This is a genomic window from Vibrio sp. A2-1 (assembly GCF_021728355.1).
GTDB classification, from domain to species: Bacteria; Pseudomonadota; Gammaproteobacteria; order Enterobacterales; family Vibrionaceae; genus Vibrio; species Vibrio splendidus_K.
Genome location: NZ_JAKKCO010000001.1, coordinates 57,924 through 73,974, shown reverse-complemented (window position 1 = coordinate 73,974; position 16,051 = coordinate 57,924). Strand labels below are relative to the sequence as shown.

Sequence of the window (16,051 nt, the reverse complement as noted above, 5' to 3'; positions counted from 1 at the left end):
ATCGTTATCAGCATTATGTGAGCAAGATGTTTTTTCGCAAGTATTTAGAACTAAATGCACACAAATACTATGTACGAACAATTTTACAGTGATGTCTCTTTGGACACTTTGTCTAATTATTCTTCGAAAATCACCTTACAATCCTAAGTCGATAATTTTAAATAACGACTTAGAATATGAAATACCCAACGAAAAATTCATTGTATAAATACCTATCAAGCGATAGATAGTCTTATAAAATCATTCCTGACGCAACTAAGTGAATGATATTCTGACAAATTAATAACATTCCTTTTCAACAAAACGTGAGGTAAATCACATACATATTTATCGGCGCGAATGTAGATATTCATTAAACACCTTAACAAACAACATAGCATACCAGTATAAATTAGTTCAAAGGTTTTAATTTTTGTAGATACAGTTCTAATTGCTCGTTAGAATAACCTCAGACTTTGTAAGAGGATTATTTATGAGCCAAGATATTGGTAACAACGATGTATGTGAGGCTTGCGGTTGCGCAGGTGAAATTGGCTTCATCATTAAAGAAGGCGACGAGGTTGCTGAGGTAACGGTTTACGGCAACTCTAAAGCCCTTATTGAAACTGAATTAGCTAAGTACGTTGAGTTAGCAAAGCAAGTGTCTAGCAATGTTGAATTTGAAGCATCAGAGATGACTGAAGACAGCACAGAATTGCACGCACGCTTTAAATTTGAAGTAAGCGCTGAGAAAATTATTTTCGAACTTAAGACTCGCTCTCTAGCGCGTTAATATAAGCACTTACACTCATAAAATTAAAAGACGAGTTTATTACTCGTCTTTTTTTATTATTTCAACCCAACCTAGAGCACCATTGGTCTCAAAGTCATTTTCAGCCGCACATTTAATCACAACACCGGAGACCTCAACGATAGCACCAACACTATATGCCTTATCATTGTAATAACAAACTCGTTGCTGTGAAGTACTCTGAGTGACAACCACTGCCGCTTTTGCAGGCGTTGATATTATTTTATTAGCATTTACTGATATTGAACAAAACGCAGAGGTCAGAATCACAACGCATTTTAGAATTTGATGCTTTATTCGAACCGAAAATTTACCTTTCATTGTCTCTTATTCCTTTCTACCTACCAACAAATGAGTAAAACACTATGCGAGAATAATTTTTTCTTTATAGTGTTAACGTCTATCGTAATAAGAAGCTTGTTATGCTCCGAATAATTGCACTTATTATTGGTTCCTTAACCATAACAAATGTGACTGCTGAACCACTCGATCAGTATCAAATATTGAACCATCTGGATAATTACGGAAACTTATATTTACGAAATAAGCCATACACATCACTGCCAACAGGGTTAATCGTTGATGGCAACCTCAATATTGAGAACACTGCGATTACCCGCCTACCCAAAGGGTTGGAAGTAAACGGAAGTCTTAAAGGCGGTAACAGCCAACTCACGCGGGTTCCCTCGGGAGTAAAGATAAAAGGCTATGCCGACTTGATTGGTAGTCAGATTACCAGTTGGCCACGAGGTGTGAGAGTGGGCGGATTTATTAACCTCACGGATACTCCCCTCCAGAGGCTACCCAATGGCTTTAGAGTGAAAGGCGACCTGAGCGTGATTCGTACGCCTTTGACAGAGCTACCAAACGGGATAGTCATTGATGGCGATTTATATATAGGCGGTTCTGGGATCACAACATTTCCTGACACCATGACAGTCAAAGGTAATATCTACCTCGGTGGTAACACGATTACCACGTGGCCGACCAGTCTAGAGCTCGGTGGCGCTGTCGCTCGCTAATTCAGCCTAAAGCTCTAATGCTCTATTGCTCTAAAACTCTAATGCAGCAGCAAGTAGTAATTCAGAAACAAAAAAGGAGCCCAAGGCTCCTTTTTCAATTCAATCAAGTTACTACTCAGCTAACAAGCTAACTAACGCTCGTTAACCAATGTTCTTCACTGGATTCGCATAGCTGTCGATTAAGTACTGACGAGCACCTTGTGGCAAGCCAGATAGTTTATCTTCAAACTCCTGCTTAACCGTTGCTGTAATCGACTCGTCTTCTTTTTCCGCTGCCAGCAAGTTTACTGGAAACAGTTTGTAGTTGTCGTGGATCTGGCGGTCGATCTCTTGAGCAAGAGCTTCTGGAGTGTCGAAATCTTGGTCGATAACCTGACCGAAACCAACATGAACACGTCCTTTATTGCCGATGATACCTTGAATGATACTTTCGATATCTTCAAATTCACCCTTTTCGTAACTGCCGTTTACGTCTTTCTCAAAAAGCTCGATCGCTTTCGCGATGTCACATGGATCGTTTTCGTAAGAAATAGACACAGGAACGATCTTCAACGACTTCACGTATTCAGGGAATGCGATTTTTTGCTTACGACCTTCAACGTGGAACATCTTTAAGATTGCTGGCTCAGTAAAGTCATTGCCGTCTTTTGCACGGCCTTCCTTTTGAGCGATCCAGATAGAATTGCCCGTTTCCAAAGAATGCTTAATGTACGAAGACAACTGCCCTAGTGCTTTCATCATCTCGCGCGGCCCTTTCAAAGAACGCTTTACAATAAAGCTCTTATTAAGGCGCATCAGTTCAGTCGCACATGGTTTCTTCAACAAGTTGTCACCAATTGCAATACGGCAAGTTTGGTGATTGTTGTGATGCAATGCATAGTTAACTAACGCCGGATCCATAGCAATATCGCGATGGTTTGAAATAAACAGGTAAGCTTGACTAGCGTCCAGTGACTCTACACCTGTGTATGTCACACCATTGGTGGTTTTCGCTAATGTATCTCGCAAGTATTTCTTAACTTCAATCTGAATGGATTCAACGCTGGTCAGCTTACTCCATTTCATTTTCAAGTAAACGCGCAAGATCGGGCTCATTAATGCTTTAAACCAAGACGCATGGTTTGAAAAACGATAGTGCAGAATCGCACTGATAAATTCTTCATCATTAATAAGACGGTTTAGTGCCGCTGGAATTTCATCATCGCCGTAAGGACGAATATCAACATATGGATCGGTCGGAGAGGTCATTTTTTAATTCAAATAATAAAAATCTGGCTCATTCTACGCGTTGTTTTGACTTCTCGCAGCTACAGAGTCCATACTTTTGACAAGGTCAGACCAGAAAGATTGAAAATACCCTGTTATTGTTGGCATTCTTTAAAATTAACGGTAATCTTGACGCCCCAAAATTAAGGTACTATCTATGAACTTCGCTATTGAATATACATCGGCTTACTTTTCACACTTGGTGATTACACCTCGCAAAAAAGTACTTAAACATAGCCTTGTATCGGTTCAAAGTGGCTTGGTTTTGATAAAGCTGGGTAAACAAGAGTATGCCGTCGAGCCAGGCCAGAGTGTATGGATTCCATATGACTGCCTAACATCACTGACCTACTTTCCAAACACCCAGGTTAATCGTGTCGATTTCTCAGTTCGTTTGACCGACTCATTCCCGAGACAAGCAGGATACATCACGCAAACCAACCTCTCTTCTGCGTTACTGGAAAAGTTGGAGCTAACCAAAGCTCGCGCTTCAAATGCCAATAATACGGAGCAAGCGTTTAAAGATATGCTTTCTGTTCTCAAGCAAGAAGTGTTGGCATTTAAGCCACTGCTTTGCGAAAGTGCTTTGTCTCAGCGATTCAATCAGTGGAACATCGATGACTCGAACCTACCGCAAGAACACACCTTGGTGATGGTAATGCGCGAGGCAAAGAAACGTATGCAGTCGGGTCAGAAACGTGCACTTGTGATTGATGATTTGTTCTCAGGCAAAGAAGAAGAGTTTGAACAGCTGTGCATGCTTGTTTTTGGTGAAGATTTATAGCTCAGCGATAAGTTATAGCTAATATGAAAGCAACAAACCAGATACTAAAAAGCCGCAAAAACTCAGTTTTTGCGGCTTTTTAATTCTTAGCATCGATTAATAACCTAACGGTCTAGAACGGCAATTCAACCTGCATCATGAGGTCAGCGTCTCGTGAGTCATGCCAACGGTAATCAAATCGCATGCGAGGTTGCCCGTCGACTTTCTCGCCAAAACCTATGCTCAGCTGAAGGCCATGATTCATCAACCACTCTTCTGTCGACATATCATACTGATCATCTTCGAGATCTTCTGGGAACCACATACCTAATCCAACGTAATTAGATTCAAGGCTTTGAGTTAATAGAGGCGCATCTTTGCTCTGAATAACCCAATCAGACCAATAGTCTGCCGTCGATTCAGGTTCATCTTCGCTTAATCCACTGAGCTCCATCATACGTTGACCGAAGGATTCAAGGCTCGTAGATAAATCTAAACAGTTATTTTCATCGTCAGAAGTCAGCATGATCGAATCTAAGCTAAAGAAATCACAATCAGCGTGAGCAGGCATACTGCATGCTGCAATGATCATCGTCGCTGGTATCGCGCGCTTTAGCATAGTCATCAGACCTCTTAAATTAGTGAATCTACATTATTGTATACAGTTCACCATCTTGCAATATCTTTGTAACTGACTTTGTACTCAATTTCGCCACATTGCTCCCATTTTGCAAAGCAAGGCGGATATCGGTACTACGAATCTTTACTTTTTCAGGGCAAGCCATCACAGACCACTGCTTGGTAATCTCATCTGATTTATAGAAAGATGAGAATTTAAAGAAGTTATCTGGGCCAATAACAAACGTCAGTTCAGCGTCACGATGTAACTTTTGGAGTTCACTGAGCACTGCATAAGTCGTGACGCTTTCACCTGGAGTAAATAGGCTCTTTTCGATCAAAGAAAGCTCCACTTGATCCAGTGAAAGATCGCTAATAAATGCGTTAACTAACTGACATCTCGTATCAAAGTCTAGCATCTCTTTTCCCCAAGCATGGGCAATACTTGGAACAAGTAGAATTTTGTCAAAGTGAGCCAACGAATCAATCACACTTTTGTGCCCTAAGCTCGGCGGATTAAACGCACTACCGAAAATGGCTATTTTTTCCATTATTTATTACTGCCTTCTCTTTCTAAGCTTGTGCAAAGAGGTTTTTAAATCAGATGATTTAGGTATGATAACACTAGATTTTTAATTTGCTTGCAGGAAAGGAATACGAATGGAACAGTTAATTCGTGACGAAATGCGCGTACTACCTTCAATTGACCCTCACTTCGAAGTGACTCGTCGTGTGGACTTTATTAAAACGAAACTTCAGCAGTCAGGCTGCAAGTCTCTGATCCTTGGTATCAGTGGCGGTGTAGACTCAACGACCTGTGGCCGTTTAGCACAAATGGCAATCGACAGCCTGAATGAAAACTCTGGCAGCAATGAGTATCAATTCATCGCGGTTCGCCTACCTTACGGCGAGCAAAAAGATGAAGACGAAGCGCAACTTGCTCTCTCTTTCATTCAGCCTTCTCAATCTGTTTCTGTAAACATTAAAGCGGGTGTTGATGGGCTTCACGCTGCATCTCATGTTGCTCTTGAAGGCACTGGCCTGCTACCAACAGATTCTGCAAAAATCGACTTTGTGAAAGGGAATGTAAAAGCACGTGCTCGCATGATCGCACAATACGAAATTGCAGGTTACGTTGGCGGTCTTGTAATCGGTACTGACCACTCAGCGGAAAACATTACTGGCTTCTACACTAAGCACGGTGATGGCGCATGTGATTTAGCACCGCTGTTCGGCCTGAACAAACGTCAAGTTCGTGAACTAGCAGCAACGCTGGGCGCTCCAGAGCAACTTGTTAAGAAAGTACCAACTGCTGATCTAGAAGAGCTTGACCCTCAGAAAGCCGATGAAGCAGCGTTGAATCTTTCTTACGATCAGATCGATGATTTCCTTGAAGGCAAAGAAGTCTCTCAAGACGTATCAGATCGCTTAGTAAACATCTACAAAGCAACACAGCACAAGCGTCAACCTATCCCAACGATTTACGATTAATTTTTGAATTAATCTAAGAATCAAAAAGGCCGGAAGTTCATTTAACGAACTTCCGGCCTTTTCTATTTAGTGTTTTTTCTTTTGACCGAACGTGTCGTTAATCAACAACTTCGATATCGGTTTGAGGCACACTGCAACACGCCAGTATCTGACCCATATTGCGTTCATGCTCTTGCAATGCAGGCACATCAGGTTGATGAACTTGCCCAGACTCGAGGGTCACTTTACAAGCGCCACAGAAACCAGCACGGCAGCTTGAAGCGATAGACACACCCGCCGACTCTGCTTGCTCTAGCAAGGTTGACTGATTATTCCCTTCGAACAAGTAGCCATTGACACTTAACTGCAGCTGCTTTACCGCCTCTTCGGTAGACTGAGCAACACCAAACGCTTCTTGATGATAATGTTGAGGGTTAAGCCCCATTTGAATCAGCAGTTTCTTGGCATTATCCATAAAGCCGTCAGGACCACATACGAATGCTTGACGCTTATGTAGCTCTTCAATTTTAGCGACATGAGACACGCTCAAACGGCCTGATAAACCATCCCACTCTTTCGTTGGTTGGCTTAGTGAGTAAATCACCTGTAAGCCTCGATGTTCATTGGCAATTTGATCGATCTCTGCTTGATAAGGGATGTCTTCTTCGCTGCTACATTGATGATAGAAAACCACATCATCAATTTGACCATGGTCTGCCAAGTAACGCAGCATCGACAACATTGGCGTAATACCGCTTCCTGCAGACAAAAGCAGTAACGGGTGCGTTGGATTTGCTTCTAAGTAGAACGCACCATCTGGGTTTTGAGCAACTAGAGTGTCGCCCACTTGGAAATGATCATTGAGCCAGTTTGAGATTTGACCATCGTCCACTCGCTTCACTGAAATCGCCAACCGACCTGCGCGTGAAGGACTAGAAGATAACGTGTAACGACGAGACACTTTTTCGCCATTAATCACCATCTCAATCGGTAGATGTTGCCCTGGCTGATAGCTTGGCAATGAATGGTTTTCTTTGGCAGGCTCTAACCAAAAGGTCGTAAAGTCACGAGCGATCTCTTCTCGCTCAACACACGTTAAATGTAACGACTCAACCCAAGTGTCTTCATAGTGCTCTTTCTCTTTGGTTTCGAGTACTTCAACGACATCACCGGCTTTGACTAAACCTTCATTTTTAGCCACAAGATTCTGGCCAAAGAAAACGCCACCGCGCTCGTTGGCTCTGAATGATGAAAAGGTGTTAAGCGGCTCTTTTGTCGCTCTAAGCTCGCCACTCTCGACATCAACCGTGGTTAGGATACATCGTTCACAAGGCTTAACGGATTCAAATTCAACCTCACCAATTCGGATACGCTTCCAGCTATCTTCAGCAAAAGGTTCTGTGTTGGAAACAACAAAGTTGGTGCGGAACTGATCCATTGAATGGGTTTCAGGGCTGCGGCGATTGAGTTCATCAAGAGAGGCTTGGCTGATCACTAACATTGGGTAACCGTCGGCAAAGCTCACATTATGACCGAGCTTTTCTCGAACACGATTCGATTGATCGCCAGAAAACAGTAGCTCAACGCGCACGCCCAACACATCACTGAACCAATCATCGGCTTCATCACATGTCGTGTATGCCGTGAAGCTGTCTTTCCACACCGTTGCTGGTGCTTCTTGCATCTTGAAGCTCGCATACTTTAGGCGCAGCGCTTCTTTACCTTCATAAGTGAAGATCAAACCATCTGGTTGCAAGCTAGAAGATACCTTGACCATTTTAGGGTACTTACGTGCCGTCACCATTGAGCCATCAGCCAACGCCAACATAAAGCGTCTGTCGAAAGTAAGACCTTGTTTTTCGACCCAAGCAGAAGAGAGCGCAATCCCGCCCACTGACTTAACCGGAAATACATTGATTTGAGATAGAGAAGGCACTTGCTGTGAAGCCTTTTGATCTGACGGTAGCTGCGACATAACGATTCCAATGTTTGTTGTTTGTCCCAATGCTAACAAATGGTTATAAATAGATAAACTGGCAGGCATTAAACACTTGATACTAAGCTATTATCTTGAGATGTTTAGCTTTCTATTTTGATACATTAAGGCAGCAATGCAGTAACACTCTCCATACGTTCTATACTCTGAACACGATTACTGCATTGAACTTTCATTGAATAAAAAGGATTTATCATGAACAAACTCGTCATTATCATCTTGTGTGTACTACTTCCGCCTGTTGGCGTGTTCTTCGCTCGTGGCGCAGGTAAAGACCTATTGATTAACATCATCCTGACTTTCTTCTTCTGGGTACCAGGAATGATTCACGGACTCTGGGTGGCGACTCGTTAACCCGTCTCCGACCACCTCCGAGAATTAATACCGAATAAAATACTCATAAAAACAAGCTCCTAGCCCTGAAGAGTTAAAAATAGGATGAAATGAAAGTGCTTTTCCACTATCATCCTGTCGCCTAAACGTAAGCGATTGCTTTCACAGATTTCGCCGAGTTTAGGCTCCAACTACATAACACTTCAAATGGTGGGAGCCTTCAATGACACAACTTACGATTACTCGTCCTGACGACTGGCACGTTCATCTACGCGATGGCGAAGTATTAAAAGATACAGTGCGCGATATCAGCCGCTACAATGGTCGAGCGTTAATCATGCCAAACACCATCCCACCGGTAACCGATACCGAAATGGCTTTAGCTTACCGTGAACGCATCATGGCAGAGCAGCCAAGCGAGCAATTCCAGCCTCTAATGGCACTTTACCTGACAGACAACACAACACCTGATGAAATTCGCAAAGCGAAAGAGTCTGGTGCAGTAGTGGCAGCAAAGCTTTACCCAGCGGGCGCGACAACTAACTCTGATTCAGGCGTAACGTCTGCACAAAAGATTTACCACGTGTTAGAAGCAATGCAAGAAGTGGGTATGTTGCTGCTGGTACACGGTGAAGTAACAGCTCACGATGTTGATATCTTTGACCGTGAAAAAGAGTTCCTAGACACAGTGCTAGCACCAATTGTGAACGATTTCCCTAACCTGAAAGTCGTTCTAGAGCACATCACTACTGCAGACGCAGCGACTTTCGTTAAGAATGCTAACGACAACGTAGCGGCAACCATCACAGCTCACCACCTGCTTTACAACCGCAACCACATGTTGGTTGGCGGCATTAAGCCTCATTTCTACTGTCTTCCTATTCTGAAGCGTAACACGCACCAATTAGCGCTTATCGAAGCTGCAACAAGCGGCAGCAAGAAGTTCTTCTTGGGTACAGACTCTGCGCCACACGCTAAAGGCGCAAAAGAGTCAGCATGTGGTTGTGCCGGTTCTTACACTGCGCACGCAGCGGTAGAACTGTACGCTGAAGTATTCGACTTAGAAGGTAAGATTGAGAACCTAGAAGCGTTTGCAAGCCACAACGGCCCTGACTTCTACGGTATCCCACGTAACACGGACACTATCACTCTTGTTAAAGAAGAGTGGAACGTTGCTGAAACCATGCCTTTCGGTTCAGACATCGTAGTGCCAATCCGTGGCGGCGAGACGATTGCATGGTCTGTTAAATAGATTCTACGCAGTCAAATAAAACACTTATTAAAAAGCCCTTCACATAAGTGAAAGGCTTTTTTTCTTTCTAATCTAATTCGCTTGATTCTCGGCCATTAGCATCTAACCTTATCTCATGACCTCATATTTAATGAGGTTAATGATAAAAAGAATAATGGTTAAGTATGAATCTAGGCTTAGATATACGCACTCTGTGTTTAATTATGGTGTTCTTGTCTGGTACATATTGTATTGGTCTGATAATTAAACAACAAAATCAAACACGTGTTCTGGGAATGCGCAGCTTTATTTGTTCCATACTTTTATTCATGGCGGGCTTCTCTTTGCTGAGTTTTGGTCCTCATATCTCACCATGGCTTTCAAAAATCACTGCCAATATAACAATCGCTACAGGTTTCGCGTTGATGGTATTTAGTCTTACTCAATTAAGGCAGTCCCCTACCATTTACACAAAAATCGTGTTGGCTGTATTACCCATCGTTATGGTTGCCTTGATTTACTTCACCTTTTTTGAAACTTCAACCAATGCACGTGTCGTGACAATGAGCCTCTACATCACTCTATGTACGATAGCTAGCATGTTAGTCATCAACACAGGGACTATGGCCGATGTCAAAGCGGCACTGTATCTATTAATCGCCGTATTTGCCGTCCACTCACTTTTCATGGTGTTTAGAGTTTGGGTGACACTCAAAGAGCAGACTATTGAGGATTTCTTACAAGCCAGTGACATTCACCAACTGGCTATTATCATGAACGCAATCTTACTGAGCACACTAGGCTTTACGTACAACTGGCTTCTCAATGCGAGGATCATGCAGTCTCTCTATAGTTCTTCAATGAAAGACAGTTTGACAAACCTTTATAATCGTCGAGCAATGAATGACATGCTGAAACGAGAATGGATGCGCAGCGCAAGGCATCAACACCCTCTATCAGTGATAATTCTCGACCTCGACCATTTCAAGCAAGTAAATGATCAATATGGTCACCAAATTGGTGATTGTGTATTGAAAAGAATGGGACGCGTTCTGCTCGATAATCTACGAGCAGCCGACGTCCCTTTCCGATTTGGAGGTGAAGAGTTTTTAATTATGCTACCTGACACCAATATTAATGATGCATACAAAGTAGCTGAGAAACTAAGATTGATTGTTGAAGAAAGCAAATTTTGGCGACAGCAAAGTAATCATTTAACGGCAAGTTTTGGGATTTCTCAACTTCGTTCAGAAGATAAAATGACAGATATGATTAAGCGTGCGGATGAAGCCTTATACTATGCGAAGGAGCATGGTCGGAATACGGTTTGTCATTCAGAAAACGTTCAAGGCGCAACCAAAACCGGTTGCCTGTCTTCCTTCGTTTCGTAAATACAACACTAACTTTGAGTCAAAAACACCATAGACGAACACTTCTACGGAACATTATTTAAAATACCAATCGTTTGTAACATAAGCCTACTCAATAAGAGTTGCACGATACTGTTCTGCTGATTATTCTCATTTAATCGCAACGTACCCCAAAGAGATATAAATAATGGAAAGTACTTACTCCTACCCAATTGGTAAGCCAGGACAAAAATGGCAAGAAGCAGAACGTCAAGCATGGTTCGCTCAAAGAACCGTTAAGCGTGAATACCAGCAAGAAGTCGTGCCAAAAATCCAAGCATTGGCAGACCGCTTTGACATCGAGCAATACGGCGCACTGAGCTACGATGAAGCTCGCTTCCCTCTTTTTGCAATAAAAAGCAAAAACTGGGACGCATCAAAACCGACGATCCTTGTAACGGGTGGTGTTCACGGTTACGAAACCAGTGGTGTGCATGGCGCGATCAAATTCGCCGCAACTCAAGCAGAACAATACTCAGCGCACTTCAACATTGTTGTTGCACCTTGTGTGAGCCCTTGGGGTTATGAAGTGATCAACCGTTGGAACCCAAATGCTGTCGATCCAAACCGCTCTTTCTACGACGGTACGCCAGCAGAAGAATCAGCAAACCTACGTGCATTAGTGGCCTCTTTGCCAGAAGTATTGGTTCACGTTGATCTGCATGAGACGACGGATTCTGATGAAACTGAATTCCGCCCGGCACTCGCAGCGCGTGATGGCATTGAGTACATCGAAGGTATGATCCCAGACGGTTTCTACACGGTTGGTGATACTGAAAATCCACAGCCTGAGTTCCAAGCGGCGGTAATTGCTTCAGTTGAAAAAGTAACGCACATTGCGCCAGCAGATGCAGACGGCAAGATCATTGGTTCTGAAGTCGCCCAACATGGCGTGATCAACTACCCTATGAAGAAACTAGGCTTGTGTGGTGGTGTGACTGATTGTAAGTACGGCACAACCACTGAGGTTTACCCAGACAGCGATAAAGTAACAGATGAAGAGTGTAATGACGCTCAAGTTGCTGCGGTAGTCGGTGCTTTGGATTACGTAATCCAACACGAATTAAACGCTTAAGCGACTACTTAAGACCTCGCACCAAGCACTTAATAGCGAGCTCCCTAATAGCTAGTCTCCTAAAGCGAATCCCTAAAACTAAAAAAGAGCCATAAGTGACGATTCACTTGTGGCTCTTTTTTGTCTTATCTGCTTGTCTTTGATTTCTTCTTGGGCATAAAAAAGCTCCCTTGCACACAGTACAAGAGAGCTTTGAAATAATACTTAATAAGGAGTAACTAGCGAACTATCTACTCCCCATACTTGATTACTTTATTTAGCGGTTTCGCTAACGTTTTCTTGTCCTTTATCTACTTCAGTCAGTAGACCTTTCAACAAGCTGAAACAACCAATCAGAAGAATGATCGTAAACGGCAGTGCAGCAATGATCGTGATCGATTGCAGAGCTTGGATAGATTGAGTACCACCAATCCACAACATCACCATTGCAATAGCGCCTGAGATAACCGCCCAAACCACTTTCTGTTTCACTGGCACTTCTAATTTACCACCCGCTGTCATGCCATCGATAACGATAGAGCCTGAGTCTAGCGTTGTAACGAAGAACACAATGATCAGTGCAACTGCGAGAACTGACAAAATGCTACCGAACGAGTAAGCATCTAGCATGTAGAACAAGCTTAGAGATACGTCTGTAATGCCTTGGTCAAGGCCAAGTTGCCCTACATGATTAATCACCTGATCGATAGCCACGCCACCGAAGATAGCCATCCAAGCCGACGTTACCAATGTTGGGATAATCAGTACGCAAAGTAAAAACTCACGAACCGTACGGCCTTTAGAAATACGCGCTACAAACATACCGAAGAAAGGTGCATACGCAACCCACCATGCCCAGTAGAACACGGTCCAGCCATGCAGCCATGTTGTGTCTTCACGACCAGAACTTTGGCTCAACGCTACGATGTTATTCGCATAACCCGTCACCGCCGTTGCCACAGAATCAAGCACGGTTGTGAAGTTCAGAATAGCGATAAGACCAAGGAATACGAACGCAATAACCATGTTCAAGTTACTTAGGAACTTAACACCACCGTCCATACCACGTAGAACAGAGATGATCGCCAAGCCCATGATCAGAACGATAATAGATTGCTGAAGGAAGATGTTGTTTTCCAAGCCAAATACATGGCTGATACCACTTGCTGCTTGTGTACCACCTAAGCCTAATGAAGTCGCTAGACCAAACAATGTAACCAGTACCGTCAGTACATCGATCACATCACCGGTTTTGCCCCATACTCGTTCACCCAGAATCGGGTAAAACACAGAACGCATAGATAGCGGCAAGCCTTTGTTATAAACAAAATACGCTAGACAAAGTGCCGTCATGCCATAGATAGCCCATGCATGAAAACCCCAGTGGAACAGTGTCGCACCGAGAGCGAGTTCACGGCCAGCTTCTGTAAAAGGTTCTGCACCTAGTGGCGTTCCGAACCAGTTCGTGAAGAACGCGGTTGGCTCTGCAACACCCCAAAAAATAAGTCCTATACCCATACCCGCTGCGAATAGCATTGCTATCCAAGATGACATGGAGTAATCCGCCGTCGCGTCTTCGCCACCTAGACGAATTTTACCCAACGGTGAAAACGCGAGAACAACGGCAAACGCTAGCATGATGTTGGCTCCCCACATAAAGAGGAAGTCAAACTTTGATAAAACAGCACCCTTAATAGAATCAATAGCAGCTTTAGCATCTGCAGGAGGAAGAGCAAGAAGAGTGATGATGAAGAGAAGAGATAAGCCTACTGAGGCTACGAAGACTGTGTTATGGACATCCATGCCCCATTTACTGACGTTGTCTTGACCAACTTGATAGTCAGTAGAATCAATACTGTATTTTTTTGATTTAAAACTCATAAATTATGATGTTCGCATATCCGAATCAACGAATATAAGGACGCTCTCCATATCCAATTACTACTTGATTGGCTCGCCGCACCACCTAAATAAAAAGGCGATAAAAATCACAATGATTGGTGACAAATGGACTTATTGGCTCAATCCCAAGGCGCGGATTATAGCACAGCTCAAAGCATTTTGACTGAGTTTTAGCTCAATAGTCACCCAAACCACCGTCAATAGTGATAGTTAAGCCAATAAAAACAGAATAAAATAAACAAATAAAAATGTTTAAATACAGTGCTTTAAATTAAAATAACGCACTGTAAAATCTCATTCAAACTTTCTAAAGATAAAATCAACAACAGCCCAATTTATTTATAGCTCTAACAAAAAAGCCCCGCTATAGGGGCGGGGAAATTACCAAAGGTAAAAGAGAAATCAGTATTCAAATGTCAGTGCTACGTCTAGCAGAGCAGCACTTCACATTTCAAAGACAGCACATTAGATCGCGAAGCAAAAACCTAGGTTATAGTCTTCGCCATTTTTTGCCGTGAACTCTTTATCTTCACTTGAAGCGTTCGGTCGACCGCTTTCATCGCCTTTCACTAAGCTCACCCAGTGACGGATACCAGAAGAACGGCTCGCCTCAGTTTGGCCAAACGTGGTGCATGTCTCTAACTGGATATCTTGAATATCAACCAATTCTAAGTAGCCGGTGCCTTTACGAGCACCGATTGTCACTTCAACGTGTGTACCGCTTTCATCACGAAATAGGATTGCTGAAGGCTTAGACTTATCGCCCGTGAAAGCAACAAAATGCTTCGCTCGTTTTAGGCCAGTATGTTCGCCATTTTTGAAGTAAACCTGAACATGTCGGTAGTCAATCTCATAGCTCACTGCGTCTTCGTGTGAACCAGCCTCAAGAGGAAATAGAGTATCAAGCAACTGTTTCGCCATTTTTTGTTTTTCGAGCTGCTTGTCTGCTTTCACCATTTCTACGGCAAAGACAGCTTCAGCAATAAATGTTGAATGGTTTCTGTGAAGTTCTGTTTTGTCTAGTGTCAGCATATTCATAGTCTTTCCCTCTTACGGCTTTGAATTTCATGTCGGTCAAAAATCCTGATTGACCCTTTTCAAAATTGTTCTTTACTGTGTTGCTTCCATGTATTTCATACTACTTGTATTTTAGAAACAATTTCACAACAAAAATTTCACAGTGTTAATTTTACTAAATTGCTTTTTTACACAAACTGGCATTTTGAGCCCCCAGCCCTTTATCTAACTGGGTTGAGGGCTCAGTAGAAACACTTTTACGTGTTGTTTGAATTTGTGTAATAACCAACACCAACCAGCTTATTGTCGATCACTCGATAGTAAGTGTGCTTGGTTTCCACCTTGCTCGACAGCGGGTTTAACCATTGATAGATATAAACGCCTCGGCCATTTTCTTTCGCTAGGTTTAACATCTCAGTGAGAATTGGCTTATCATCAGGGCTTAGGATTTCGTTGTGTGAACGCCCAACAAGCTCAGGGGATACACCGTGCGCGAGCAGCTTTCCAGAGCTCATATCCATCACGAACACATACAAGTCTCCCTCAACAAAGCTGCCTTCGGTATCATTGAACTCGGCGAGACTGTCCTGCTCTGATTCCACTATCGCGGCCATCGCTCGCGCCAATAATCGCTTAGCTTCTGTTGCACTAGAGCGTTCTGGGTAATACCCCACGGCAACAATCACATCACCCACACGTTCAAAGAAAGTGGTTTTAGGCTCGCCCATGCGGTCAGTCGGATTGGTCCAATGGTACTGAACTTCGCCAAACCCGTTGTGCACAGCCTTAGTGATCATTTCACGGAAAAAAGGATTACCGTAAACGTCTTGAGTATCCAAAACACTGTCGCCCACCAACACCATTGAAGAGCCGCCACTGGCAAGGAATTGGCCATCAATACCAAGAGCAAACACATAGAGCTCACCGTCTATATATTCGGCATCACTCATGAAGTCTTTGACACTCTCATCGCCATCCTTTTGTACATGGACAACCGCTTTAGCAAGCAGGGTTTTGGCTCTTCTTTCAGCATCGCTGACGACATGTGGCTCTGAAATATCGAGCACATTAACTGGCTCGTTTTCTTTTGCTGTTTCTGAATGTTCGGCACGTAGTCCAATGCCACTGATTACTGCAAATACGGCACAACCAATAAGGATAATTCTTGATATATTCATAG

The 16,051-nt window shown here is 43.2% G+C and carries 16 protein-coding genes; 8 read left to right on the top strand and 8 right to left on the bottom strand.

Annotation, left to right across the window (positions count from 1 at the left end; translation table 11 throughout):
* Positions 1 to 472 precede the first annotated feature (472 nt).
* Positions 473 to 772, top strand: coding sequence for a YfcZ/YiiS family protein (locus tag L3V33_RS00345; protein ID WP_065206993.1), 300 nt, complete (start codon positions 473 to 475; stop codon positions 770 to 772).
* A 39-nt stretch (positions 773 to 811) separates the two neighbouring features.
* Here the strand turns inward: L3V33_RS00345 and L3V33_RS00340 are convergent, their stop codons facing one another.
* Positions 812 to 1,111 (bottom strand): DUF1496 domain-containing protein, encoded by a 300-nt coding sequence (locus tag L3V33_RS00340; RefSeq protein ID WP_237288694.1) that lies wholly within the window; start codon positions 1,109 to 1,111, stop codon positions 812 to 814.
* A gap of 101 nt (positions 1,112 to 1,212) precedes the next feature.
* Here L3V33_RS00340 and L3V33_RS00335 point away from each other — a divergent pair, with 101 nt between their 5' ends.
* Entirely contained in the window at positions 1,213 to 1,812 is a 600-nt protein-coding gene (locus L3V33_RS00335) for a hypothetical protein (RefSeq protein ID WP_065206991.1), read from the top strand.
* Between the two features lie 141 nt (positions 1,813 to 1,953).
* Here the strand turns inward: L3V33_RS00335 and L3V33_RS00330 are convergent, their stop codons facing one another.
* Positions 1,954 to 3,060 carry a 1-acyl-sn-glycerol-3-phosphate acyltransferase gene (locus tag L3V33_RS00330; protein WP_171311585.1) on the bottom strand — a complete coding sequence of 369 codons (1,107 nt, stop codon included), beginning with the start codon at positions 3,058 to 3,060 and terminating at the stop codon, positions 1,954 to 1,956.
* Between the two features lie 175 nt (positions 3,061 to 3,235).
* On the opposite strand from L3V33_RS00330, the gene L3V33_RS00325 reads away from it, so the two are divergent.
* Positions 3,236 to 3,862 (top strand): hypothetical protein, encoded by a 627-nt coding sequence (locus L3V33_RS00325; RefSeq protein ID WP_017077381.1) that lies wholly within the window; start codon positions 3,236 to 3,238, stop codon positions 3,860 to 3,862.
* A gap of 112 nt (positions 3,863 to 3,974) precedes the next feature.
* On the opposite strand, the gene L3V33_RS00320 is transcribed toward L3V33_RS00325, so the two are convergent.
* Entirely contained in the window at positions 3,975 to 4,466 is a 492-nt protein-coding gene (locus L3V33_RS00320) for a hypothetical protein (RefSeq protein WP_171316001.1), read from the bottom strand.
* 22 nt (positions 4,467 to 4,488) lie between these two features.
* On the bottom strand, positions 4,489 to 5,010 hold the full coding sequence (locus L3V33_RS00315) for a nicotinate-nicotinamide nucleotide adenylyltransferase (protein ID WP_017081421.1): 522 nt from the start codon (positions 5,008 to 5,010) through the stop codon (positions 4,489 to 4,491).
* Positions 5,011 to 5,119: 109 nt separating this feature from the next.
* Here L3V33_RS00315 and nadE point away from each other — a divergent pair, with 109 nt between their 5' ends.
* Positions 5,120 to 5,950 carry an ammonia-dependent NAD(+) synthetase gene (nadE, locus tag L3V33_RS00310; RefSeq protein ID WP_237288693.1) on the top strand — a complete coding sequence of 277 codons (831 nt, stop codon included), beginning with the start codon at positions 5,120 to 5,122 and terminating at the stop codon, positions 5,948 to 5,950.
* Between the two features lie 97 nt (positions 5,951 to 6,047).
* Here the strand turns inward: nadE and L3V33_RS00305 are convergent, their stop codons facing one another.
* Positions 6,048 to 7,904 carry a hybrid-cluster NAD(P)-dependent oxidoreductase gene (locus tag L3V33_RS00305; RefSeq protein ID WP_237288692.1) on the bottom strand — a complete coding sequence of 619 codons (1,857 nt, stop codon included), beginning with the start codon at positions 7,902 to 7,904 and terminating at the stop codon, positions 6,048 to 6,050.
* Between the two features lie 216 nt (positions 7,905 to 8,120).
* Between L3V33_RS00305 and L3V33_RS00300 the strand changes: the two genes are divergently transcribed.
* From L3V33_RS00300 to L3V33_RS00285, 4 genes are all read left to right on the top strand, one after another.
* Positions 8,121 to 8,279 carry a YqaE/Pmp3 family membrane protein gene (locus tag L3V33_RS00300; RefSeq protein ID WP_004731890.1) on the top strand — a complete coding sequence of 53 codons (159 nt, stop codon included), beginning with the start codon at positions 8,121 to 8,123 and terminating at the stop codon, positions 8,277 to 8,279.
* Positions 8,280 to 8,481: 202 nt separating this feature from the next.
* The gene (gene pyrC / locus L3V33_RS00295) at positions 8,482 to 9,510 is read left to right on the top strand and encodes a dihydroorotase (RefSeq protein ID WP_171316009.1); all 1,029 of its coding nucleotides are present in this window, start codon (positions 8,482 to 8,484) and stop codon (positions 9,508 to 9,510) included.
* A gap of 275 nt (positions 9,511 to 9,785) precedes the next feature.
* The gene (locus tag L3V33_RS00290; RefSeq protein ID WP_237288691.1) at positions 9,786 to 10,880 is read left to right on the top strand and encodes a GGDEF domain-containing protein; all 1,095 of its coding nucleotides are present in this window, start codon (positions 9,786 to 9,788) and stop codon (positions 10,878 to 10,880) included.
* 166 nt (positions 10,881 to 11,046) lie between these two features.
* The gene (locus L3V33_RS00285; protein WP_237288690.1) at positions 11,047 to 11,973 is read left to right on the top strand and encodes a M14 family metallocarboxypeptidase; all 927 of its coding nucleotides are present in this window, start codon (positions 11,047 to 11,049) and stop codon (positions 11,971 to 11,973) included.
* Between the two features lie 252 nt (positions 11,974 to 12,225).
* Here the strand turns inward: L3V33_RS00285 and L3V33_RS00280 are convergent, their stop codons facing one another.
* From L3V33_RS00280 to L3V33_RS00270, 3 genes are all read right to left on the bottom strand, one after another.
* On the bottom strand, positions 12,226 to 13,833 hold the full coding sequence (locus tag L3V33_RS00280) for a BCCT family transporter (protein ID WP_146456493.1): 1,608 nt from the start codon (positions 13,831 to 13,833) through the stop codon (positions 12,226 to 12,228).
* 486 nt (positions 13,834 to 14,319) lie between these two features.
* A complete protein-coding gene (locus L3V33_RS00275; RefSeq protein WP_017094519.1) occupies positions 14,320 to 14,892 on the bottom strand; it encodes a malate synthase in 573 nt (190 codons plus the stop codon).
* 236 nt (positions 14,893 to 15,128) lie between these two features.
* The gene (locus L3V33_RS00270) at positions 15,129 to 16,049 is read right to left on the bottom strand and encodes a cache domain-containing protein (protein ID WP_237288689.1); all 921 of its coding nucleotides are present in this window, start codon (positions 16,047 to 16,049) and stop codon (positions 15,129 to 15,131) included.
* Positions 16,050 to 16,051 lie beyond the last annotated feature (2 nt).